Annotated in this window: 19 protein-coding genes; 12 read left to right on the forward strand and 7 right to left on the reverse strand. The window is 62.7% G+C overall.

Features of this window, described 5'->3' with window-relative positions; all coding sequences use genetic code 11:
• Nucleotides 1-188 precede the first annotated feature (188 nt).
• From carA to ASO19_RS00880, 4 genes are all read left to right on the forward strand, one after another.
• Nucleotides 189-1,568, forward strand: coding sequence for a glutamine-hydrolyzing carbamoyl-phosphate synthase small subunit (gene carA / locus ASO19_RS00865; RefSeq protein ID WP_043557887.1), 1,380 nt, complete (start codon nt 189-191; stop codon nt 1,566-1,568).
• 3 nt (nt 1,569-1,571) lie between these two features.
• A complete protein-coding gene (gene carB / locus ASO19_RS00870) occupies nt 1,572-4,826 on the forward strand; it encodes a carbamoyl-phosphate synthase large subunit (protein ID WP_081562870.1) in 3,255 nt (1,084 codons plus the stop codon).
• 139 nt (nt 4,827-4,965) lie between these two features.
• The gene (gene greA, locus ASO19_RS00875; RefSeq protein WP_043557883.1) at nt 4,966-5,439 is read left to right on the forward strand and encodes a transcription elongation factor GreA; all 474 of its coding nucleotides are present in this window, start codon (nt 4,966-4,968) and stop codon (nt 5,437-5,439) included.
• Complete coding sequence (locus ASO19_RS00880; protein WP_043557881.1) at nt 5,439-6,659, forward strand: threonine ammonia-lyase; 1,221 nt, start codon at nt 5,439-5,441, stop codon at nt 6,657-6,659. Before greA ends, ASO19_RS00880 begins: the two co-directional genes overlap by 1 nt.
• 74 nt (nt 6,660-6,733) lie before the next feature.
• Here ASO19_RS00880 and msrB read toward each other — a convergent pair whose 3' ends face one another.
• A complete protein-coding gene (gene msrB, locus ASO19_RS00885; protein WP_081562869.1) occupies nt 6,734-7,141 on the reverse strand; it encodes a peptide-methionine (R)-S-oxide reductase MsrB in 408 nt (135 codons plus the stop codon).
• A gap of 203 nt (nt 7,142-7,344) precedes the next feature.
• On the opposite strand from msrB, the gene ASO19_RS00890 reads away from it, so the two are divergent.
• The 3 genes from ASO19_RS00890 (at nt 7,345) to ASO19_RS00900 (ending at nt 10,805) form a co-directional block, all read left to right on the forward strand.
• Nucleotides 7,345-8,649: a murein hydrolase activator EnvC family protein gene (locus ASO19_RS00890; protein WP_181005174.1), complete on the forward strand. Its 1,305-nt coding sequence runs from the start codon at nt 7,345-7,347 to the stop codon at nt 8,647-8,649.
• A gap of 139 nt (nt 8,650-8,788) precedes the next feature.
• Nucleotides 8,789-10,303, forward strand: coding sequence for a S41 family peptidase (locus tag ASO19_RS00895; protein WP_103765211.1), 1,515 nt, complete (start codon nt 8,789-8,791; stop codon nt 10,301-10,303).
• Nucleotides 10,304-10,307: 4 nt separating this feature from the next.
• Nucleotides 10,308-10,805, forward strand: coding sequence for an RNA pyrophosphohydrolase (locus ASO19_RS00900; protein ID WP_043557878.1), 498 nt, complete (start codon nt 10,308-10,310; stop codon nt 10,803-10,805).
• Here ASO19_RS00900 and ASO19_RS00905 read toward each other — a convergent pair.
• The 3 genes from ASO19_RS00905 to ASO19_RS00915 are packed head-to-tail and all read right to left on the reverse strand — an operon-like array spanning nt 10,781 to nt 14,367.
• On the reverse strand, nt 10,781-12,559 hold the full coding sequence (locus ASO19_RS00905) for an ABC transporter ATP-binding protein (protein WP_081562866.1): 1,779 nt from the start codon (nt 12,557-12,559) through the stop codon (nt 10,781-10,783). The genes ASO19_RS00900 and ASO19_RS00905 overlap by 25 nt on opposite strands.
• 21 nt (nt 12,560-12,580) lie before the next feature.
• Nucleotides 12,581-13,822 (reverse strand): CCA tRNA nucleotidyltransferase, encoded by a 1,242-nt coding sequence (locus tag ASO19_RS00910; protein WP_258036054.1) that lies wholly within the window; start codon nt 13,820-13,822, stop codon nt 12,581-12,583.
• The gene (locus ASO19_RS00915; protein ID WP_086442113.1) at nt 13,819-14,367 is read right to left on the reverse strand and encodes a DUF1285 domain-containing protein; all 549 of its coding nucleotides are present in this window, start codon (nt 14,365-14,367) and stop codon (nt 13,819-13,821) included. Before ASO19_RS00915 ends, ASO19_RS00910 begins: the two co-directional genes overlap by 4 nt.
• Nucleotides 14,368-14,600: 233 nt before the next feature.
• On the opposite strand from ASO19_RS00915, the gene ASO19_RS00920 reads away from it, so the two are divergent.
• From ASO19_RS00920 to ASO19_RS00940, 5 genes are all read left to right on the forward strand, one after another.
• On the forward strand, nt 14,601-15,641 hold the full coding sequence (locus ASO19_RS00920; protein ID WP_052348866.1) for an AAA family ATPase: 1,041 nt from the start codon (nt 14,601-14,603) through the stop codon (nt 15,639-15,641).
• Between the two features lie 34 nt (nt 15,642-15,675).
• Nucleotides 15,676-16,596 carry a DUF58 domain-containing protein gene (locus tag ASO19_RS00925; protein WP_103765212.1) on the forward strand — a complete coding sequence of 307 codons (921 nt, stop codon included), beginning with the start codon at nt 15,676-15,678 and terminating at the stop codon, nt 16,594-16,596.
• Entirely contained in the window at nt 16,593-19,349 is a 2,757-nt protein-coding gene (locus tag ASO19_RS00930; protein ID WP_103765213.1) for a DUF4159 domain-containing protein, read from the forward strand. Before ASO19_RS00925 ends, ASO19_RS00930 begins: the two co-directional genes overlap by 4 nt.
• On the forward strand, nt 19,346-21,451 hold the full coding sequence (locus tag ASO19_RS00935; protein WP_103765214.1) for a glutamine amidotransferase: 2,106 nt from the start codon (nt 19,346-19,348) through the stop codon (nt 21,449-21,451). Before ASO19_RS00930 ends, ASO19_RS00935 begins: the two co-directional genes overlap by 4 nt.
• A 123-nt stretch (nt 21,452-21,574) precedes the next feature.
• Entirely contained in the window at nt 21,575-22,276 is a 702-nt protein-coding gene (locus ASO19_RS00940; RefSeq protein WP_081562862.1) for an ankyrin repeat domain-containing protein, read from the forward strand.
• Between the two features lie 97 nt (nt 22,277-22,373).
• Here the strand turns inward: ASO19_RS00940 and ASO19_RS00945 are convergent, their stop codons facing one another.
• Genes ASO19_RS00945 through ASO19_RS00955 form a run of 3 tightly spaced genes read right to left on the reverse strand, consistent with a single transcriptional unit; the run spans nt 22,374 to nt 24,334 of the window.
• A complete protein-coding gene (locus ASO19_RS00945; RefSeq protein ID WP_043557871.1) occupies nt 22,374-22,577 on the reverse strand; it encodes a hypothetical protein in 204 nt (67 codons plus the stop codon).
• A 39-nt stretch (nt 22,578-22,616) separates the two neighbouring features.
• On the reverse strand, nt 22,617-23,702 hold the full coding sequence (locus tag ASO19_RS00950) for a site-specific DNA-methyltransferase (protein WP_043557870.1): 1,086 nt from the start codon (nt 23,700-23,702) through the stop codon (nt 22,617-22,619).
• Complete coding sequence (locus ASO19_RS00955; RefSeq protein ID WP_081562861.1) at nt 23,699-24,334, reverse strand: ribonuclease HII; 636 nt, start codon at nt 24,332-24,334, stop codon at nt 23,699-23,701. The genes ASO19_RS00950 and ASO19_RS00955 overlap by 4 nt, the downstream gene beginning before the upstream one ends.
• Nucleotides 24,335-24,431 lie beyond the last annotated feature (97 nt).

A 24,431-nucleotide genomic window follows, 5' to 3' on the forward strand; every position in this document is an offset into this window, starting at 1 on the left:
CCTGTCGATATTGCAGGAGTCCACAGGGAGCAGTCACAGATGCGGGAAAAAACTTCCCACCATTGCTTGTATTCCGGCACCCTCCCTCCATATGGGAAAAAACTTCCCATCACGCTCTGGCTGCCCTATGAAGGGACAGGCCCATCCGGGTTCAGAACAGACAGGGCACGAGGCAGAGCAGCAGACAGATGAACGTCGATTCACTCATCAAGAAAGCAGGCGGTGCGGCTGAAATCGCCCAGCTTACCGGTGTCAGCACCGAGGCCGTGCGCAAGTGGCGGCAGGCTGGTATGATACCCACAAAACACTGGCCTGCCCTGCTTCATGTGCCGGGGATCACCCTGGCCGACCTGAACGAGACGTCAGAGGAGACATCCGCCATGACCCACCCTACCGATGACATGCCCCCCAGAGGCGCAACGGCCGTCCTCGTGCTGGCGGATGGCTCCCATTTCTGGGGCCGTGGTTTCGGGGCCTTCAATGACGGTGCCGCAGGCGAGCTCTGCTTCTCCACCGGCATGACGGGCTATCAGGAAACACTGACAGACCCTTCCTTCGCCGGACAGATCATCACCTTCACCTTCCCCCATATCGGCAATGTCGGCACCAACGGGGATGATGACGAGGCCCCCACCATGGCGGCCCTCGGCCTCGTGGTGAAAGAAGATGTCACCGCCCCGGCCAGCTGGCGGTCCATCCAGCCACTGCAGGACTGGCTGAAAGCCCACGGGCGGGCCGGCATCAGCGGTGTGGACACACGGGGCATCACCCGCCTGCTGCGGGACAAGGGGCCGCAGAACGCCCTGCTTTTCTACCCGAAAGATGGCCGCTTCGACCTCGCCGCCCTGCGCCAGAAGGCTGCAGAATGGCCCGGTCTGGAAGGGATGGACCTCGTGAAGGAGGTTGCCCAGCCCGCCCGCAGCTGGACGAAAACCACATGGCACAACACCCGCCCCGAGCGGGCCGTAAAACGCCGTGTCGTGGCTCTGGATTACGGAGCAAAAGACAACATCCTCCGCAGCCTCGTTGCCGCTGGCTGTGAGGTGCATGTCCTCCCCGGCACCGCCACGGGTGAGGAGATCCTCGCCCTGAAGCCGGAAGGCGTCTTCCTCTCCAACGGTCCGGCCGACCCCGCCGCCACGGCCGTCTATGCTGTCCCGGCCATCCAGGCCGTCATGGAGGCGGACATTCCGGTCTTCGGCATCTGCCTCGGCCACCAGCTTCTGGCCCGGGCACTGGGCGGCACAACCTACAAGCTGGACCGTGGCCACCGTGGGGCCAACCAGCCGGTGAAGGACCTCACGACGGGCCGGGTGGAAATCACCAGCCAGAATCACGGCTTCGCCGTGGATGAGAAGTCCCTGCCCGATACCGTCAGGGTGACGCATGTCAGCCTGTTTGACGGCTCGAACGAAGGACTGGCTTCCACCGTGAAGGAAGCCTTCTCCGTCCAGTACCATCCGGAAGCCAGCCCCGGCCCGACCGACAGTTTCTACCTCTTCGAGCGGTTTGTCGCCGTGATGGACCGCCGCGCCGCAGCCCGCACAACCAGCAAGGCAGGAGCCTGACCCATGCCCAAACGCACAGACATCCGCTCCATCCTCATCATCGGTGCTGGCCCCATCGTCATCGGGCAGGCCTGCGAGTTCGACTATTCCGGCGCACAGGCCTGCAAGGCCCTGAAGGAGGAAGGCTACCGTGTCATCCTCCTGAACTCCAACCCGGCCACCATCATGACCGACCCCGGTCTGGCTGATGCCACCTACATCGAGCCCATCACGCCGGAATTTGTCGAGCGCATCATCCTCAAGGAGAAGCCCGACGCCGTCCTGCCGACCATGGGTGGCCAGACGGCCCTGAATGCCGCCATGGCACTGGACAAGTCCGGCTTCCTCACCAGGCACGGCGTGGAGCTGATCGGCGCACGGGCTGACGTGATCGACCGTGCCGAGGACCGCCTGAAGTTCCGTGAGGCCATGGATGCCATCGGCGTGGAAAGCCCCCGCAGTGCCATCGCCCACACGCTGGACGAGGCCCGCACGGCCCTGGAGCATATCGGCCTGCCCGCCATCATCCGTCCGTCCTTCACCATGGGCGGCTCCGGCGGTGGTATCGCCTATAACCGGGAGGAATTCTCCCAGATCGTGGCCAGCGGGCTGGATGCCTCCCCCACCACCGAGGTGCTGATCGAAGAATCCGTCATCGGCTGGAAAGAGTACGAGATGGAAGTGGTCCGTGACGTGGCGGACAACTGCATCATCGTCTGCTCCATCGAGAACATCGACCCGATGGGCGTCCATACCGGGGATTCCATCACCGTGGCCCCGGCCATGACGCTGACGGACAAGGAATACCAGCGGATGCGTGATGTCTCCATCGCCTGCCTGCGGGCCATCGGCGTGGAGACGGGTGGTTCCAACGTGCAGTTCGGCGTGAATCCGAAGGATGGCCGCATGGTCGTCATCGAGATGAACCCCCGCGTGTCCCGCTCCTCCGCCCTGGCCTCCAAGGCTACCGGCTTCCCGATCGCCAAGATCGCCGCCAAGCTGGCCGTGGGCTACACTCTGGATGAGCTGACGAACGACATCACCGGCACCATCCCGGCCAGCTTCGAGCCGACAATCGACTATGTCGTCACGAAGATTCCCCGCTTCACCTTCGAGAAATTCCCCAGCACGCCGGCCCTGCTCTCCACCTCCATGAAATCCGTCGGTGAGGCGATGGCCGTGGGCCGCAGCTTCGCCGAATCCCTTCAGAAGGGCCTGCGCTCCATGGAGACGGGCCTGACAGGTCTGGACCCTGTGGAAGCCCCCGGCGATGGCTCCCCGGATGCCTACCGTGCCGCCCTCTCCGAGCCACGGCCGGAGCGCATCCTCATGGCCGCCCAGGCCTTCCGGGCCGGTCTCTCACTGGAGGACATTCAGGAAGCCTGCCATTTCGAGCCGTGGTTCCTCCGCCAGCTGGAAGGCATCATTGCGACGGAACGTGAGATCGAAGCGAACGGCCTGCCGGATGACGCCATCAGCCTGCGCCAGATCAAGGCCCAGGGCTTCTCCGACCAGCAGCTTGCCCGCCTGAGCGGCAAAAGCGTGAAGGACGTCGTCGCCCTGCGCACAAAGCTGGACGTGCTGCCCGTCTATCGCCGGATCGACACCTGTGCAGCCGAGTTCTCTTCTGACACGCCGTATCTGTATTCCACCTATGAAGGGGGCTTCGGCATCCCGGACTGTGAGAGCCGCCCGACGGACAAACAGAAAATCGTCATCCTCGGCGGTGGCCCCAACCGGATCGGTCAGGGCATCGAGTTCGACTACTGCTGCGTCCATGCCGCCTACGCCCTGCGTGAGGCCGGTTTCGAGACGATCATGGTCAACTGCAACCCGGAAACCGTCTCCACGGACTATGACACGTCCGACCGCCTCTATTTCGAGCCGCTGACGGCCGAGGACGTCATCAGCCTCGTGAAGAAGGAGATGACGAACGGCACCGTTCTGGGCTGCATCGTGCAGTATGGTGGGCAGACCCCGCTGAAGCTCTCCCGTGCGCTGGAGGAAGCGGGCATCACCCTGCTGGGCACCCCGGCCGATGCCATCGACCGTGCCGAGGACCGGGAACGCTTCCAGGCCATGCTGCGCAAGCTGGGCCTGCGCCAGCCCCGCAACGGCATCGCCCGCACCCCCGACGAGGCCCTGAAGATCGCCGAGGAAGTCGGCTATCCGGTCGTGGCCCGTCCCTCCTACGTGCTGGGTGGCCGTGCAATGGAGATCGTCTATGACAGGGCCGGTCTTTCCCATTACCTCAACACCGTCCTGCGTGCCGCCGGTGAGGATGTCTCCACCGGGCCGGTCCTGCTGGATCACTACCTGAATGAGGCCATCGAGGCCGACGTGGACTGCATTGCCGATGGTCATGATGTCTATGTCGCCGGGGTGATGGAGCATATCGAGGAAGCCGGAATCCACTCTGGCGACTCTGCCTGCTCCCTGCCGCCCTACACGCTCTCCCCGGCTCTGGTGACGGAGCTGAAGGCCCAGACCGAAGCCATGGCCCGTGAGCTGGGCATCCGTGGACTGATGAACGTGCAGTTCGCCATCAAGGATGACGAGGTGTTCGTTCTGGAGGTCAATCCCCGTGCCTCCCGCACGGTGCCTTTCGTGGCCAAGGCCACGGGTGTGCCGGTCGCCAAGATCGGGGCCCGGATCATGGCCGGAGCCAGACTGTCCGAGTTCCCGCTGGAAGGCCGGTCCGTCGCCCCACATGTGGCCGTCAAGGAAGCGGTCTTCCCCTTCAACCGCTTCTCCGGCGTTGATACGATCCTCGGGCCGGAAATGCGCTCCACTGGTGAGGTAATGGGGCTGGATGCCAACTTCGAGATGGCCTTTGCCAAATCCCAGCTGGCCGCAGGCGTGAAACTCCCCCGGACAGGCACCGTCTTCCTCTCCGTCCGGGAGAGCGACAAGGCCCATGTGCAGCCACTGGCCCGCAAGCTGGTGGAGATGGGCTTCACCATTCTTGCCACCCGTGGCACGGCGGACCGGCTCAAGGAAGCCGGTATTCCGGTCACCCGTGTCAACAAGGTGCTGGAAGGTCGCCCACACTGTGTGGATGCCATCCACTCCAACGAGGTGCAAATGGTCATCAACACCGCCCAGGGTGGCCAGTCCGCCCGGGACAGCTTTGACATCCGCCGCTCCGCCCTGACAATGAACGTGCCCCATTACACGACCATCGCCGGTGCCCGGGCAGCAACCTATGCCATCTCTGTCCTGAAGCAGAAGGAGCCGGATGTGGCGCCGCTGCAATCCTATTTCCACGGCGCCTTCTAAGAGAAGGCTTGCAGCACGCATGGCGTGCTGGTTATCCTGTCCGCCACAGCGTATGCCGCCCCGCCCTTTTCCGCTCCATGTGGAAGGGGGCGGGGCGGTGTGCCATTCATCTCTTTGTACCAGTGCGAGGATTCCCTCCATGCAGAAAAGCCCCATGACCGCCCAAGGACTGAAACGCCTTGAGGATGAGCTGCGCCAGCTCAAATCAGAGGAACGCCCCGCCGTCATCCGGGCCATTGCAGAAGCCCGCTCCCACGGGGACCTCTCCGAGAATGCGGAATACCACGCCGCCCGGGAGCGTCAGTCCTTCATCGAGGGGCGGGTGCTGGAGCTGGAGAGCCTGATCTCCACAGCCGAGGTGATTGACCCCACGACCCTCTCCGGCAGCCGCATCCAGTTCGGTGCCACGGTCGAGCTGGTGGATGAGGAAACCGACAAGGAAAGCACCTACCAGATTGTCGGCGCTCACGAAGCTGACATCAAGCAGCACCGCATTTCCATCTCCTCCCCCCTTGCCAAAGCCCTCATCGGGAAGGAAGCTGGGGACAGCGTTTCCGTCCCGGCACCGGGCGGGGACCGTACCTATGAAGTTCTGAAAGTGATCTACAAATAATGCCGGACTCTGCTTCCAAGACCAGCCTGACCTTCAACGACGTCAAAGACGCCCAGAAGCGCATTGCCGCCACCATTGCCCGTACGCCCACGATCAGCAATGTGGCCCTTTCCCGGCTGACGGAAGCAGAGATTATCATCAAGCTGGAAAATCTTCAGGCCATTGGCTCCTTCAAGGAGCGTGGAGCGGCCAACCGCATGGCCCTGCTCACGCCCGAGGAACGCAAACGGGGTGTCATCACCGTCTCGGCAGGCAACCATGCCCAGGGCGTAGGGCGGCAGGCCAGCCTGCTGGGCGTGGAAGCCACCATCGTCATGCCCCGTTTCACCCCCGCCACCAAGGTGGCCGCCACCCAGAGCTGGGGAGCCAGAGTCGTTCTGGCGGGCGAGAATTTCGACGAGGCCGTGAAAACGGCCGAAAAAATCCGTCAGGAAGAAGGCCAGACCCTCATCCACCCCTTCAATGATCCTGCCGTCATCGCCGGACAGGGCACCTGCGCTCTGGAAATGATTGAGGATGCGCCCGATCTGGACGCCATCGTGGTGCCGATCGGTGGAGGTGGCCTCATGGCCGGTTTCGTCACGGTACTGAAAGAACTCAGCCCGAAGACGAAGCTCTATGGCGTGCAGGTGGAAGGCTATTCCCCACTGGGAGCCTATCCTGAACCGCTCCGCTCCGTTCCCGGCGGGTCAACCATTGCCGAGGGCATCGCCGTCGTCCAGCCGGGCCATCACTGCCTGGATGTCATTGGCAGGAACCTTGATGGCGTGTTCGTCGTCAACGAACTCCAGGTCGAAAGCGCCATCACGACGCTGGCCGAGAAGGCCCGTCAGGTGGGCGAAGGGGCCGGAGCCACGCCACTGGCCGCCATTCTGGCCAATCATGACCTCTTCAGAGGCAAGAAGGTGGGCTTTCCCATCTCCGGCGGCAACATCAATGCCCGCATCCTTGCCCATGTCATCCTCCGCTCCCTGCTGCGGGAAGGACGCATCCTGCGGCTGATCTTCCAGATTCCCGACCGCCCCGGCCTGCTGGCCGCCATCTCCGAGAAGATTGGCAGCTATGGTGGCAACATCATCGAGGTCTCCCATCACCGCCTCTTCGCCGCTCCTTCCGTGCAGACGGCAGAGCTGGTGGTGATGATCGAAGCCCGTGACACGGAACATGCCCTGGAAATCGAGCGGGAACTCTCCCGCCATTACCACGTCGAACGGGACTGACCCCCCGGAACGTCCTCTGAAGCAGAAGGGAGTGGTCCCGCCCGTGTGAGACGGGGCCACTCCCTTTTTTGCGTTCAGGCTCCCTCTTCGTCCGGGACGAAATGAAGGGCCAGACCATTGGTGCAGTAACGCAGCCCCGTGGGCGGGGGGCCATCAGGGAAGACATGCCCCAGATGACCGTGACAGCCTGCGCAATGTATCTCCACCCGCACCATGCCGAGACTGCGGTCCTCACGCTCGCCCACCGCCCCGGGCACGGCCCGGAAGAAAGACGGCCAGCCTGATCCGCTCTCATATTTCGCCGTCGAGCTGAACAGCCTCTTCCCGCAGGCGGCACAGTCGTAATGACCGGGCCGTTTCTCACCATTCAGCGGGCTGGAACCCGGCGGCTCGGTTCCATGACCATGCAGGACATGCTTCTGCGCTTCACTGAGCGGCCCACAGCCACAGACGGGTGCTTTTTCAGATGTCTGGTCTTTCATCTCCACTCCTCTCCGGGGCACCATCCCGCCCCTCCGGCTGGACAGACAGCCCATTCTCCGCCACAAAAGACATACGAAAACCGATCATCGCATCTGTCCCGCATGTCCCTGTCACTCATTCCTGCCTGACTGATCTCATGCTGTCAGATGTGTTTTTCAAGCCCCATACCATCCCACCCGGAAAGGGATTCCCAGGCAGGCTCATGCTCCCGAAACGCACCAGCACATCCCTCGCCCTCTGCTGGCTGCTGCCTTGCCTGATGCTGACCTGCCTTGCCGACCAGCATCAGGCCCATGCCGCCCCGGACCAGGCCGGTACTCTGTGGGGATCAAACACGCCCATTCCCACCACGGAGGCTGGCATCCGCAAGGCACGGGCTGCACGGCGGAATCTTCAGCAGCTTCTGGCCCAGAAAGCCCAGCTGCTCCAGCAGAAGGAAGAAGAAACCCGCAAGGCTGAAGCCCAGGCGCATCTCAGTGCCCGTCAGCTGGCCCGCCTGCGCCAGAAGCAGGCCAGACTGGCCCGGCAGCACATGCTCGTGGAACGTCACCTCACAAAGGTTTCAGCTCAGCTGGACCAGCTCAGTACGGGCAATGACCAGCTGAAAGCCGAAGAAAACACCATTCTTCTGGATGAAGCCACACGTCTTCCTGCCCTCCAGCAGATGAACACCACGCCAGAACTCGCCCTTCTTATGCCACCAGACAATCCAGCCATCAGCCCTGCAGTTCCTTTTGCCCTTCTCGCCCTGCGCCACCAGCAGAACCGGGACGCCATGGCAGACAACATCCAGCGGCAGACCCATCTCCAGAGAGAGCAGATGCGGCTGACAGACCAGAGCCGTACCATCACAGCACAGGAAACCCGCCTCCAGACCAGCCAGAACGAGGCAGAAAGCCGGGCCGAGCAGGCGGCCATAAAATCGGAACAAGCCCAGCAGACCCTGCTGAAGCAGCAGGCTCTACTGACACAGGCCCGCCAGAGCACGGAGGCCCTGACAGCCATCATCACCGTCCTGGCCCGGCAGGAAGCTGAAACACGCCGCCGCCTGCGGGCCCAGAAGGCCCGGTTCCACAAGCTGCACCAGCGCCACAGGGAACAGGAAGTGGAGCAGCAGGACCGCAGCTTCAACCCCGGCAAAGGGCTGATGCGGGGCTCTGCACGGGCCCCTGTGCAGGGGCGCATCGTCACACGCTGGGCACAGCCTACCGAGGCTGGCCCCGCCACGGGGCTGACCTACCAGACGGCTCCTTCCGCCCCTGTGACCGCCCCCTGCACGGGCCGCCTGCTCTTCAGCGGGGCCTTCCGCTCCTTCGGCCCCATGGTGATTCTGGACTGCGGGCAGAAACAGCGACTTGTTCTGGCCGGTCTTGGCACGCTCCAGCTACAGAGCGGCCAGTCCGTCCAGCAGGGGGGCGTGATCGGCCAGATGCCCACCCGGGACCCTCTCCTCTTCGTACAGCTGCGGCAGGGAACAAAGCTCATGGATCCAGCCCATTTCTTCTGAGGCCATGCTGAGTCCTGCCGGGAGTTTCACCCGTGCCGAAAACACTGTAAGCTGCCTCCATCATGTCTCCGGGCCAGGGCCCTCTCATATTGATCGCAGCGAACCGCCTGTCTTCTAAATGTTAAGGAATAGACCGACCATGAACTTCCGCACTGGCCTTATGCTGGGTCTTGCCTGTTCAGCCATGGGTGTTGCCTCTGGTGCCTTTTTTGCCAGTCGCCCGTCACTCGTCCCCCCCGCCTGGGCGCAGGAGATCACACACAAGGACAGCAACACGCCGGCCAACAGCAGCGACAGCAACAATGCTGAAACCGTCCGTATGCTGACACTGCTGGGCACGGTGATGGACATTGCCCATTCGGAATATGTCTCTCCCCTTCCCAACAAGAAGCTCATCCGCAATGCCATTGACGGAATGATCAGCAATCTGGACCCTCACTCCTCCTTCATGGATGCCCAGCAGCTCAAGGACATGCAGGATGAGATGTCCGGCCAGTTTGGTGGGCTTGGGCTACAGGTGCAGGGCGATGCCGGGCATGTACGGGTCGTCTCCCCCATTGATGGCACACCGGCCGCCAAAGCGGGCATCCAGTCCGGCGATGTCATCACCATGGTGGACAACAAGAGCATCGCCAACCTCACGCTGGATCAGGCCGTCCGCAAGATGCGGGGCAAGCCGGGAACGCAGATCACCCTGACCATCCTGCGCCCAAAAACTGGCAAGCAGCAGAACCTGACCCTGACACGGGAGATCATCCATGTGCAGATCGTCCGTTCCGCCCTCTATGGGCAGACGGGCTATATCCGCCTGAGTGAATTTGATGATTCGCTGGAAAAGGAGATGCGCAAGGCTTACGGCAAGCTGGTCCAGTCCGTCGCCAAGACGCCCGGCAAGACACTGAACGGCCTCGTGCTGGACCTCCGCTCCGACCCCGGCGGGAAGCTGGACCAGGCCATCGCCGTGGCCCGTGACTTCATCAAGGATGGAGAGATCGTCTCCATCCGTGGCCGCCACCCCGAGGGCAACCAGCATTGGGATGGTGTCGGCAAGGACATCACCCACGGCCTGCCCATCATTGTCCTGACCAACGCCGGCTCGGCCTCTGCCAGCGAGATCGTGGCCGGTGCGCTGAAGGACCATCGCCGGGCCATCATCATGGGAGACCGGACCTTCGGCAAGGGGTCCGTCCAGACGATCATCCCCATTGCCGACCAGGGGGCCATCCGGCTGACAACCGCCCGTTATTACACGCCGTCGGGCCGGTCCATCCAGGGGCTGGGCATCACGCCGGATGTGCCCGTTCTGGCCAGCCGGGATGATGACAGCCTCTTTACATACCATGAGGCCGACCTCGCCCACACCATCACCAACACGGATAGCAAACTGCCCAAGGAGGCCCCACGGACGGACCTGCCCGCTTTCGCCAAGACCGTGGAACGTCTGCCCCCTGCCAAATGGCCTGCCTTCGACCCCACGAAGCCGGAAACGGACTTCCAGCTCCAGCAGGCCCTGCATTTCATCAATGCCCAGACTGGCGGGGCTGATGCAACCCATGAGGCCGCCCTGCTCGCCCATCCACAACTGCCGCCACAGTCCCACGACACGGCCCCTGATGAGGCCAAGGACGACAGTGCAGCAAAGACGAAGAAATAAGCCCATGTCCCTGCGTGAAACACTGGCCTACCGCCCCAATGTCGGCATCGTCCTCTTCAATGGGAAAGGCGAAATCTTCATGGCCCGCCGTGCGGACCTGCCGGGGGACATCTGGCAGTTTCCGCAGGGCGGCATTGATGAGGGCGAAGAGCCTGAACAGGCCGTCTGGCGGGAAATGAAAGAAGAGATTGGCACAAACAACGCCACCATGATCGGTAAGCGGGATGGCTGGTTTCTCTACGACCTGCCGGACCACCTTATCGGCAAGGCCCTGCACGGGAAGTATCGGGGGCAGAAACAGCAGTGGTTCCTCTTCCGCTTCACCGGCCAGGACAGCGACATCAGGCTCGACACGTTTGAGGAAATCGAGTTCACCACATGGCGCTGGGTGCCGCCGGAGGATGTCCTGAGCGGCAGGTACAATCTGGGCTTCAAGAAGGACGTCTACGAACGGCTCCTGCCCGACATCCTTGCCATCTATCGGGCTGCGTCCAGAGCCTGAGCCTTCACCAGCCGGGCGTAAAGTCCGGCCCTGGCCATGAGCTGGGCATGGGTGCCCGTCTCGACAATCTGGCCCTGATCCAGCACCACGATGTGATCGGCACTCTGCACGGTGGAGAGCCGATGCGCCACGATGAGCGTCGTCCGTCCCTGCCGAAGCTGGGCCAGAGCCTCCTGCACACGGGCCTCGTTTTCTGAGTCCAGCGCACTGGTGGCCTCATCCAGCAGCAGCAGGCGGGGGTTACGCAGCAGGGCACGGGCCAGCATGATGCGCTGCCTCTGTCCACCCGAGAGCCTCTGCCCACCGGGACCGATGATGGTTTCCAGCCCTTCCGGCAGATCATGCACGAAATCCAGTGCCGCCATCCGGCAGAGTGCCTCCACCTCCTCCCGTGTCGCAGAGGGGCGGCCAAGATGGATGTTCTCCCGCACGCTCATGTCGAACAGGGCCGTTTCCTGACTGACATAGGCCAGATGATCCCGCAGGCTGGCCAGCGTGAGGGACCGTATGTCCACCCCCTCCAGCGTGATCGTCCCTTCCGTCACGTCAAAAAGACGGGGGATCAGGGCCAGCATGGTAGATTTCCCCGCCCCGCTCGGCCCGACCAGAGCCACGCTCTGCCCCGGCCTCACATCCAGAGATATATTTTTCAGGGCATGATGCCCATCCTGAAAACGATAGGATACATCCCTGAACACAAGGTGCCCCGGCCCTTCCGGCAGGGGCCGGGCCTCCGGCTGTTCCTGCACGCTGGCCGGTTCATCAATCACGGCAAAGATACGTCCCAGCCCGGCCAGTCCTTCCTGCATGGAGGTGTTGAGCGACCCCAGGGCACGCAGAGGACGTGAGGCCGCAAACAGGGCGGCAATGAAGGCCGTGAAGTCCCCCAGCGTGGCCCCGCCCGTGGCGGCACGCCAGCCCGCAAACCCCAGCACGAAAGCGATCGCCACACCACCGATGACCTCCAGCATCGGGTCCAGACGGGCACGGTTGCTGGCAATACGGAAGAACATGTCATGCAGCCTGTCGAGAGCCGAACCGATGCGGTGATGCTCATGCTCCTCCATCCGGTAGATGCGTATCTGCCGGGACAGGGAGAAGCTTTCCGTCAGCAGGGCCGAGGCTTCCCCGACCTGCTCCTGCATCCCGCCGGAGGCCCGGCGCACCCGCCGCCCGAGCTTCTGCACGGGAATGATGGCCAGAGGATACAGCACGACCGCAATCAGGCTCAGTTCCCAGTCCGTCCAGATCATGGAGGCGACAAGCCCGATGATGGTGATGACGTCTCCCAGCGCATTGACCGAACGTGTCAGGGCTTCCCTCATGGCGAGGGCATCCGTGGTGAAGCGTGCCGCCCAGCGGGCGGGAGCCTCTCTTTCAATCCGGGCCACATCCGCCTTCAGGGCATGGGTGAACATGCGTTCCTGAAGACGCCGCACGACCTGAAGGACCAGTGCCTGCACGCAGACATTCTGCCCATACTGGGCCAGAGCCTTGGCCCCCGTCACGACCACAACCAGCAGGGGAATCTGATACAGGATGCGGGGATCATGTGCCGTGAACATGTCGATCGCCCGCTTGATGACAAGCGGATAGGCCGCCGTCAGCAGGGCCATGACGACCGTCAGCACGAACACGGCCAACAGCATGAGCCGGTGCCGGGCAATGTCCTCCCGCCAGAGCCTCCGCATCAGGGGGAAGGTTGCCTCATACGCTGCCCTGTCCGCAGGGTGCCTGCCTGTCTGCTGTGTCATGCAGACCTTCTAGCAGCCCCCTCAGGAAGGGGAAAGCTGGTGGCTCACCCAGTCCCGACATGCCCCGGCATCGGGACGGCAACCCTGTGTGAGCCACCAGTGCTGCGTCTGTTTCAACCACCGCCCCATTTCCGGCCCCGGTTTCACACCCAGAGCAATCAGGTCCCGCCCCGCCAGAGGAAAAACGGGCTGCTCCACGGTTTCCAGCCGGTGCCGCAACTCATTCCAGCTCCCATCAGGCCGTCCCAGCTCCTGCGCCTGCACCAGCCAGCTTCGCAGCAGCAGGATGGACCTGTCCTGCTGGAAAAGAACCCGCCGGATGTCGTCATCATCCAGCGTGACCGCCAGTTCCGGCCCGTATCTGGCAAAAGCGGCCAGCATGTCCCGGCTCTCATTGGAGAGTTTCAGATGGGCACCAACATCCGCCATGCCCTGCCCGTCCCCTCCGCCGGGTGGATACAGGACGGCAAGACGATGCAGCGGCTCGGCAGGATCACCACAGGCCAGAAGACGCTCCAGACCAGACAGGGGCGCATGATGCGGCAGCAGCACGGCAAGGGTGCCCGTTTCCTCCATCAGCTCCAGAGTCCGCAGAAGCTGCGGGCCTGACAGGATTTTCAGAAGCTCCATCGCCACACGCTCGACTGAAAGACGGGTCATCGTCTCCCGCAGGCGGATGATGGCCTGACAGGCCTCGCCATCCGGTTCGCCACGGCCATAACGGGCAAAAAAGCGGAAAAACCGCAGGCACCGCAGGGCATCCTCCTCGATGCGCCGTGCCGCCTGCCCGACAAACCGTACCTTCCCGGCCCGGAGATCATCCAGTCCGCCGAAATAATCATGCAGCTGCCCATCCTGATCCAGCGACATGGCGTTGATCGTGAAGTCCCGCCGCTGCGCATCTTCCTCCCAGTCATCCGTCCAGGCGACGACAGCATGGCGGCCATCGGTACTGACATCACGCCGCAGGGTGGTGACTTCATAAGGGTGATGGTCAATCACCGCCGTGATGGTTCCATGCTCAAGGCCGGTCGGTATCACCCTGGCACCGACCTCTTCCAGCCGCCGCTGGGCTTCTCCCGGTGGAACCGGGCTGGCCAGGTCAAGATCATGCACGTCGCGACCACAGAGCAGGTCCCGCACACAGCCTCCCACCAGCCGGGCCTCCGGCAGGGCCTGCCAGATACGGTCCAGCCCGGCGTGACCGGACACATCGGACAGGGCTGCCAGAAGGGCGGCCGGAGATGGTGTCCTGATGGTCACACGCACAGCTCCTCAAGGTCGTCCACGGTCTCATCCGGCAGGCGGGAAAGCGGGAAGAACATCCCGTGGCTCCAGACTCCCATGCAGGGTTCACCCCCCACGCAGCCCGGAACGGCCAGAGCCGCCAGCTCGAAAAGGACCGCCCGGCTGATGCGGGCCAGAATGGGCTGCCCGCCTGCTCCGGTCCTCATGTGGATGTAGGGCACGGTCGCTCCATCAGCCGGGCGGTCCCAGTCACACAGAAGGGGATGCTCCGCATCCACACAGAAGACCTCATCCAGATTGGTCCGCAGGCACAATGTCTGCGTCTTTTCCGAGCACCCTCTGAAATCCAGCTCCACCGCCAGAAAGGGAACGTCATCCACCTGTATGACGCCAGCCTCGGTCGGCGTCCGCAGCCAGTAACGTCCCTGGCGGTCCCGGTCGAGGCAGGAGGCGAACAGGCAGAGCATGGCCTTGCGCCGGATGGGCGTCCCCCGGTACAGCCATGTCCCGTCCCGCCGGATATGGAAAGGCAGGTGCAGGACCATCTCGTCCTCGGACATCACGGCCTCATCCGGTCCCTCCAGCGGGGGCACCGGTCTCTCATAAGGCTTGATGCTCATGATCTCCTCCCTTTCCGTCCTTCCATCACGATGGACCTGCATGATGGTGTGCCACTTTCCTGCGACCCTCTCTTTTTAAAAGGGCCTCTTACATGGTAGCTTACCGCCTGCCCCAGAGTTGGGAATGATCCCGGCCTGTTAAAACCCCCCTACCCTCTGTTTCCGAATCTGTAATGACCCAGCATCCTTCTGCCTCCGGCCCGACATCCTCCCCCCAGGACAGGGCGTTCCACCATGATGACACGGTCCGTGCCTTTGATGGGCTGGCCCCCAGGCTGAAAACGCTCGTACAGGAAATTGGCCGAATCGTCCTCGGGCAGGAAACGGTCATCGAGCATGTCCTCACAACCCTGCTGGGGGGGGGGCATGCGCTGCTGCTCGGGGCGCCGGGGCTGGGGAAGACGCTGCTGGTCAATACCTGCGCCCATGTTCTGGGGTTGGAAGACAGCCGCATCCAGTTCACGCCAGACCTCATGCCCTCCGACATCACCGGGGCGGAAATCCTGGAGCAGGATGAACAGGGCAGGCGCCATTTCCGCTTCCTGCCCGGCCCCCTCTTCGGGCAGCTGGTGCTGGCGGACGAGATCAACCGCGCCAGCCCCCGCACCCAGTCCGCCCTGCTTCAGGCCATGGCGGAGGGGCACGTCACGCAGGGTGGCAAAACATGGCCCCTGCCCAAGCCATTTCATGTTCTGGCCACCCAGAACCCCATCGAGCAGGAAGGAACCTACCCCCTGCCAGAAGCCCAGCTTGACCGTTTCATGATGCGTATTCCGCTGGATTTTCCGGCACGGGAGGCCGAGCGCCGGATGCTGCTCCAGACCACAGGGGCCACGAAACGGAAGGCCGAACGCATCTTTTCCACCGCAGAGCTTCTGGCCACCCAGAAACTCGTCCGCACGCTGCCGGTCGGGGAAACGGTCGTGGAAGCCATCCTGACCATTGTCCGGGGCCTGCGGCCACAGGATGAAACAGCCAGTGCCGAGGTCCGTCAGTCACTGGATTACGGCCCCGGCCCTCGTGCTGCCCAGGCCCTGATGATTGCCAGCCGGGCACGGGCCATGCTGCATGGCCGTCTCTCCCCCTCGATGGAAGATGTCCGTGTGCTGGCCGAGCCTGTTCTGGCTCACCGCCTGGGCATCAGCTTCGCCGCCCAGACGCAGGGTGTGGATGCCCGACAGCTCATTGCCGCCCAACTGAAGCGCCTCGGCTAGGCCGGGCTCCCAGGGCGGTTCCCAGAGTACGGACATGGCCAGCACATCCTCCTTCTTCCAGCGGTTTTTTGGCACTCGCAAAGGGCGTGATGCCGCCCCGCAGCCTGTCTCCCTGCCGGAGCTGGTTCTCTCAGCCCGAGGGCTGGCAAAGCAGCTGCGCAGTGGCCCTCACGGCAACCGCAGAGCCGGGGACGGACATGAATTCTGGCAGTTCCGTCCCCATCAGCCAACAGAACCAGCCTCCCTGATCGACTGGAAACAGTCTGCCCGCTCGCCGGAACCAAACCTGCTCTGGGTTCGGGAGCGGGAGCAGCATGCCCCCCGGCCACTTTTCATCTGGGTTGACCCCTCTGCCTCCATGCGCTGGCGGTCTGCCAACAGCCTGCCCAGCAAACATGACACCGCTCTGGCTGATGCCCTGGCCCTTGGGCAGGCAGCCCTGCTGGGCGGTGAGGATGTGGGCATTCCTGGCTTCCGGTCCCGTTTTTCCGGTCATCAGGCCTTGCCCCGTCTCGCCCATGCTCTCATGCAGCTTCCTCCCCGTGACGATACTGGCAGGGATGCGGTCCTGCCCAGCCTGACAGCTGTTCCCCCTCATGCAGCTCTGCTGCTCGTCAGTGACTTCCTTTGGAAAGAGGCCACCATGCAGCATTGCCTGGCGCCGCTGGCCACCCATCCCGGCCGCATCGCCCTGCTGGCCGTGCTGGACCCACAGGAGCATCGCCTGCCCTTCAGCGGGTCTGTCCAGTTTACCAGCTGCGAGGCTGAACCGGACCTGACACTCCCGGCCACGGAGAACCTGCATGAGGCCTATCAGGCCCGATTGACCGAACATTTCAGCCAGCTTGAAAAGATCGGAAAGGGACAGGCGCCCTTCTTCCGCCTCCATGTCACCGACCATCCTGCCCTGCCTGTCCTGGCGGACTGCCACACCTTCCTGCGGGGGCGGGCATGATCCTTCTCTCCCCTTACCTGCTGCTGTTCCTGCTCCTCCTGCCTGCCCTGTGGTGGCTGGTCCGGGCCATTCCTCCCCACCCCCGGCAACAGCGTTTCCCCTCTCTCATCCTGCTCCGCAGGCTCTCGCCTGTCCGGCAGGATGCCGCACGCACGCCGCTCTGGCTCCTGCTCCTGCGCATGGTTGCCTTGGCCCTGCTCGTTCTGGCCTTTGCCCGGCCACTCCATCTCCCCGGACAGGACCAGCAGACCCCGCAGAAACTGGTTCTCATTCTGGATGATGACTGGGCGGCCACCCCACACTGGGATGACCGCAGGAAAAATGCCCTCGCTCTGGGAGAAGCCACACTCCGCTCCGGCGGGCGGGTGACCCTGCTGCTGAACACGCCAGAGGCGGACGGCCACATGCCTCGCCCCTTCCAGCCCGGTGACCGCACTGCCCTGCAACAGTTTCTTGCCGGTCTGTCCCCCCACACATGGCCTGGGGACCGGCAGACCCTCGCCCGCCAGCTTCAGGCGCTCGCCCCGGACCTGCATGGAGCAACGGTCATCGCACTTTCCAATGGCCTGGCACAGCCGGGGGATGAGGCCCTGCGTGCCGCCCTTCAGCCTGCCCACCGGACCGAAGATGTACGCTGGCCCCGCTGCGACCTCATCCGTCTTTCCATCCGGCAGGAAAGCCAGCTGACGGCACAGGCGGAAACACTCCCCGACTGCCCGGAGCAGACACGCCGCCTGCTGGGCATGACGCTGGAAAAAGACGGACATTTCGCCGTCCTGGCCGATACGCCACTTCCTACCGGAACCTGGCGTACCCTGCCTGACCCGGACCATTTCGATGCCTTCAGCCTGCCATCCGTTTCCGGTCCGGCAGGCATGGTGCTTCTACCCGGCAGGATGGACCAGCACCGGGTTGGCCTTCTGCACATCAATGGTGATGATACACCGCTGACAGGTAGCGGCTTCTACCTGACCCGTGCCCTGCAGGCTGTCATCCCCTATCAGGAGGGCACTGTGGACAGTCTCCTGCCCCGCCACCCGGACATCATCATCGCCACGGATGGCACACTCTCCGATGCGGGGCTGAGCGACATACTCGGCTGGGTCCGCAAAGGAGGCATCCTGATCCGCTTCGCAGGGCCGGAACTGGCCCGCCAGAGCCAGCAGACCATGAAAGACGATGACGCTGCTCTTCTGCCCGTGCCCCTCCTCTCCGGCATGAGGCAACTGGGGGGCCCCATGTCGTGGGGCAGCCCGCAGAAACTGGCTCCCTTCCCGGGAGACACCCCTTTCGCCGGGCTGACCATCCCCGAAGACGCCACCGTATCCCGTCAACTTCTGGCCCAGCCCACGGGTGACCTGTCCCGGCATGTCTGGGCCACGCTGACCGATGGCACCCCCCTCGTAACTGCCCGGCAGGAAGGCGGCGGCCTGATCGTCTTCTTCCACATCACCCCGACGGCAGACTGGTCCAGCCTGCCACTCTCCGGCCTTTTCCCCCAGATGATGGAACGTCTCATCACCCGTACTCCCATCATGCAGACAAAGACAGGCACCAATCACACCACCTCGGACGCCCTGGCGCCATGGCGGGTCCTGACTCTCGACAAGACCCTCGTACCGCCATCCCCCGCCATCCGCCCGCTGCCCAGCACGACAGAACAGCCTGTCGATGCCCTCCATCAGGCCGGATTCTACGGAGGGGCTGCCCAGCATCACCCACTCAATCTGGCAGACCATCAGCCCCCTATGGCAGATGAAGCCGCTCTCGGTCCGATCAGGGCAGCAGGGCAGGCCACGCCAGAACAGCCCCTCTGGCCACCCCTCATGCTGCTGGCCCTCGGGCTGATCCTGCTGGACCTCTACCTCTCCCTCGGTCGGGCCGGACTGTTCCGCATGGCCCGCAACGCCACTCTTTCCCTGGGAGCCGGGCTGCTCATCGTGACGCAGTTGCAGGCCGCTACGACGGGGCAACCAGCCTCGGCCCCGCAGGCTCCTGTTCCTCCTGCGGCTCTGGCCATCCGTCTGGCCCATATACAGACCGGTAACGCAGACACGGATGAGGCAGTCCAACAGGGGCTTGAAGGGCTGACGCACTTCCTCAACCAGCGCAGCACCACACATCTGGACAGTCCCGTAGGGGTCGTGCCGGGACAGGATGATCTGGCCTTCTATCCTCTCCTCTACTGGCCTGTCATACCCGGCACCCATCTGGATCCAGCCGGGAAAACAGCGCTTGCCCATTACCTCCAGCACAATGGCATGATCCTGATTGATGAGATGGGCGCAGGCAGCGCCATGGACGGTACGGATGGCCAGGCTACCCGCACCGCCCTCAGACAGGCCATGGAGGGACTGCCCATCCCACCGCTTGCCAGACTGACCGACCAGCACACCCTCTCCCATACCTTCTATCTGCTGCACGATTTTCCCGGTCGCATTGCTGGACAGCCCGTCTATGTCGCCCGGCAGGGGAACAATGATGACAGCGAAACCGTAAGCCCTGTCATCATCGGCAATGCAGACTGGGCCCATGCCTGGGCCATTGACCAGAATGGAGAGCACCCTTTCGCCGTCATTCCTGATGGCGAAAATCAGCGGACACTGGCCTACCGCTTTGGTTTCAACACCATCATCTATGCCCTTACCGGCAACTACAAGAACGACCAGCGCCATTATCCAGAGATGCTGAAACGTCTCAGGAACGGGGATGATGACAGCCCTGATGACGCTGATGAAAGTGAGGCTCCATGACGGACGCCCTGTCTTCCATCATCTGGGCACCATTCCTGCCCCCTTGGCTGCTTGCAGCACTGGCGGGCCTATGCCTGCTCCCTGGTCTCTATGGTGCCCTGCGCGGAAGGCGGGATGTCCTCTGGCGGGTGGGTGCCATCCTGCTGGGGCTGCTCTGGCTGGCCAACCCCCGGCAGATACACCCCCACATGCAGACCCAGCCACAGGATGCCCTCCTCGTGGTGGATGTTTCCCCTTCCATGGACATCGGGCAACGGAAAGCCTTCGTCCAGCAGGCTCGTGCCCAACTGCTGCGCCAGGGCCGGGCACTGCATGACCTGACAATCCATGAGCTGGAAGTTTCTGGCGGGCATGGCCAGGGCACACGCCTTTTCGACGCCATGGACCATGCCGCCCTCTCCCTGAACAATCCGGCAGGCATCTTCCTGCTCACGGACGGAATGGATCACGACATTCCCGACCAGCTTCCCCCGTCCCTCAAGGACATGACAGGCCGCATCATTCCCCTGCATCTCCTGCTTTCCGCCAGAGGGGAGGAAACGGACCGGCGGCTGCGGGTTCTCAGTGCCCCCCCTTATGTCATCATCGGCCAGACGGCCCATATCCGTGTTCAGGTCGATGATCTGGGAACGCCTGGCGGGCAGCCTGTCGATATTCTGGACCATGGCCCTGACGGCCAGACGAACATCCTCGCCCATACGAAGAGCGGCCAGCCCGTGGAGCTGGATGTCCCCGTCACCCATGCCGGGCTTACCCTGAAGGAGCTCACGGCCTCCCCCCTGCCGGGTGAAGCTTCCCTGCGGAACAACAGTACCATCATCCAGCTTCAGGGCGTACGGGACAGGTTGCGTGTCCTGCTTGTTTCCGGTGTACCCAATCAGGGGGCCCGTGTCTGGCGCACCCTGCTGAAGGCCGATCCATCTGTTGATCTGGTCCACTTCACCATTCTGCGATCCCCCGATACGGAAGATGATACCCCCCTCTCCGACCTCGCCCTGATCCCTTTCCCCACGCATGAGCTTTTTGCCCAAAAGATCAACAGCTTCGACCTCATCATTCTGGATGGCTTCCGCAACCAGAACATTCTGCCGGAGAGTTATCTGGAAAATATTGCCCGCTATGTCCGCAAGGGCGGTGGGCTGCTTGTGGTTGGTGGGCCGGAAATGACACAGCCGGGCACATTGCAGGATACACCTGTCGGCGCCATCCTCCCTGCCCATGTCCCCTCTGAACAGGGTATCATGACACAGCCCTTCTCCCCCAGACGGACCACCCTCGGGCTGTCCCATCCCGTCACGCAGGCCCTGCCGGAACAGGGCCCCTGGGGCAAAGAATGGGGCCCATGGTACAGGGCACTCCGTACGGACCAGACGCAGGGCCGTACCCTTCTGGCCACACCTTCAGGGGCACCGCTGCTGGTGCTGGACCAGAAGGGACAGGGGCGTGTGGCCATGCTTCTCTCAGACCAGATCTGGCTCTGGTCCCGTGGAGAAAAAGGTGGAGGACCACAGGCCGAACTGCTGCGCCGCCTCTCACACTGGCTGATGAAGGAGCCGGAACTGGAAGAAAACCAGCTGGACGCCCATATCGAGCAGGGGCAGCTGCATGTCAGCCGCACCAGTCTGGCTCCTCTAGCCAATGTTCAGGCTGACATCATCGACCCGGATGGCCATCATGCTGTCCTTCCCCTCTCCCCCGTGCCGAGGCGTGACGGTATCTGGACAGGCAGCCTGCCCCTGCCATCACGGCCTGAGCAGAATGGCCGGATATGGACCGTCCAGCAGGGCGGGCTGAGCACGACCGTGGCCCTGCCTGAAACCAACCCGCTGGAAGACCAGGACCTGCGCAGTACCGCCACAAGGATGGCCTCCCTCGTGAGCCGCTCCGGTGGTGGCCTGTTCTGGCTCGGAACAGGGACCATCCCGGAGATCAGACAGGTCGCCGAAGGCCATCCCCTGCATGGAACAGGCTGGGCAGGGCTGCCCCTGCATCAGTCGGCCCTTGCAGCGGGCGGATCCAGCACGGCTTTTCTGCCAGGATGGCTGGCCCTCATCCTCATTCTTGCCATGATGGGCCTTGGCTGGTGGCGTGAAGGACGGTAAAATGACAGCAGTCCATGCTGTGGTGCCGTCACCCTGTGAAATTGACAGGCCCTGCCACTGCCTGACATGATGCCTGCGGCCTGTCCCCCGTAGCTGGTAGAAAAGAAAGCACTGTTCCCGATCATGCGTCCATTGAGTTCATTCCTGCCCCGTCTCGCTTTCGCCATCGGTCTTTCGGCTGCCTCCGTTGTGGTTCTGCCACACCGGGCCCATGCCCAGTCCGCCGATGAAGCCGAGGCCGAGCAGGAAGCCATGGACGCCCAGAAACAGGCCGAGGCCCGCAAGGATGCACGACGTGCAGCGCCACCTTCGGCCCTGCCCGGCGCAGAGACGGACAGCGGCGACAACAGCCATGCCCGGATGGACATCAACCCGACAGCCGCCCTGTTTGATGCCATCAACCGTGGGTCACTCATCGGCGCCAAAGAGGCCCTCAGCCGTGGTGCTGACATCAATGCCCGCAACGTGCTGGAGCAGACGCCTCTGGACCTTGCCATAGACCTTGGCCGCAATGACATCATGTTCCAGCTGCTTTCCCTGCGGACCTACAATCCCGATGGCAAGCTCATCACCAGCGCCACGCATGATGAGAACAGCAGCCATATTACCGTCAATGGCCAGGCCAGCCTTGCCGCACGTGCTCCTGCGCCTGTTGTGGAAAATCCGGGCCAGCCCGTCCCCTCGGTCGGCTTTCTGGGCTTCGGGGGGCCGGCAGCCCCTCCGGCACGGACTGGAACAGCCCATGCCCCACAGCGCAGGCCCCACGCTATCGTGCATCGCACATCCCATCCGCAGAAAGCTCCAGCCCCTCGGACTGCGCCCTGAGCCTCTTCCTTTGCTTTCACAAAGCATGACTGATCATGAAAAAAGCCCTTCCCGTGGTCTGACGGAAAGGGCTTTTTTCATGGCAGCTGCCGGATGGTCACGATGAAGCCATTAGCGGCAGAGCGCTATAATAGATGATGGAAATGCCCGCCAGACAGATGAGAAAAATCAGCAGGTCCCAACAGAAACAGACAAAAGCGGACTTCTTCTGCGGGCGCATGATGATGAAATGAAACAGAATGGCAAAAACCAAAGCTATGACGGCAATGACCAGCCCGGTATGTGTCTCCAGAAAATCCATGCGTCGTCCCTCCCCTTCACATCTCTGAAAAGCCGTTTTTCAGGCAGTTCGGCGCAGCAGATGTGTCTCCTGCCGCAATGTATCAATGGACAGGAACTGCCCGTCCCGTTCAAAATACCAGAATGTCCAGCCATTGCAGGAGGCCGCATTGGTCAGCAGGGCCCCCAGCTTGTGAATGGATCCCCGATGCTGGCCGGATACCAGCGTTCCATCCGGTGAGACACGAGCCTTCAGCCGCTTCTGGCGATCATATACCACCGTACCGGCGGGCAGGCTGCCATTCTCCACGAAAGACCCGAACGGAATGCGGGGCATCTCCCGTTTGGCCGGAGTGATCTCCAGCTGGTCTGCTGGCAGAACTTCCACCCGCTCCAGCCGGGCTTCTGCTGCCTTGATGTAATCCGGATGCCTCTCAATGGCGAGATAACGGCGCCCCAGCTTTTTAGCCACGGCTGGGGTAGTCCCTGTCCCGCAGAACGGGTCCAGCACCACATCATCTTCTACCGTTGCGGCCAGCAGGGTCCGGTGCAGCAGACTTTCCGGCTTCTGGGTCGGGTGCAGCTTCAGCCCGTGATCATTCTTCAGCCGTTCATTCCCCGTGCAGAGAGGCAGGTACCAGTCCGACCGCATCTGAAGGTCCTCATTGAGTGCCTTCATCGCCTGATAGTTGAAACGGTATTTGCTCTCCGGCCCCCGGGCAGCCCAGATCAGCGTTTCATGGGCATTGGTAAAGCGACGCCCCCGAAAGTTGGGCATGGGGTTCGACTTGCGCCAGATGATGTCATTAAGAATCCAGAACCCCAGGTCCTGCATGATCGCACCAAGACGGAAAATATTGTGATAGGAGCCGATCACCCAGATGGTTCCGTCCTTGTGCAGCAGACGGCGTGCCTCACCCAGCCAGGCACGCGTAAATTCATCATAAGCCTCATAGCCCGTGAATTTGTCCCAGTCATCATCCACGCCATCCACCACGCTCTCATCCGGGCGACGAAGCTCTCCCCGCAACTGAAGGTTGTAGGGAGGGTCAGCAAACACGCAGTTCACGCTGGCATCCGGAAGTGTCTTCATCACCTCCACACATTCCCCGCGTAAAATCCTGTTCAGGGGCATATCCGCTTTCATGCTGCGTGAACCTTTGCTGCGATCATCTGTCTCACAGGGGCAAAACTGCGCCTGTGATGGAGGGTTATCCCCTCTTCTTTCAGTCCCGTCAGATGATGTGCCGTGCCATAACCAGCATTCCGGTCCCAACCATAATTACCATGGCGCATGGCGAGACGGGTCATCAGCCTGTCCCGCACGACCTTCGCCAGGATGGAAGCTGCCGCAATGGACAAACTCCGGCTGTCACCCTTGACGACCGTCTCCACACGGCAAGGCAGAGATGGTGCCCTGTTGCCATCAATCAGGGCAACGGCGGGCCATTCTCCCAACGCCTCGGCCAGACGGACCATGGCCCGCCGCATGGCCAGATGGCAGGCCTGACCAATATTCAGCCGATCAATCTCCGGGACGGATGCCGCACCAAGAGCCGCACAGACCGTATCATCCTCCAACAGAGCGGCATAAGCCTTCTCCCGGCGGCGGGCCGTCAGCTTTTTTGAGTCATCCAGCAGTCCGGACAGCAGAGGAGATGGTGGCGCACGGAACACAACCGCAGCCGCCACGACCGGCCCAGCCAGAGGGCCACGGCCGACCTCGTCCACACCGGCTACAAGCCCGTCATACTGTTCTTCCAGGCTGTAATCCGGCATCGGGTCCTTCTTCCACTCGCCCCACACGGCACATCATCAACGTGAGGCCGATTCTGAATCACTCCGAGTCGAAAGGAAAGACCTTTTTTGAAATAAA

It is taken from the genome of Parasaccharibacter apium, from assembly GCF_002917995.1.
Taxonomy (GTDB): Bacteria; Pseudomonadota; Alphaproteobacteria; order Acetobacterales; family Acetobacteraceae; genus Bombella; species Bombella apis.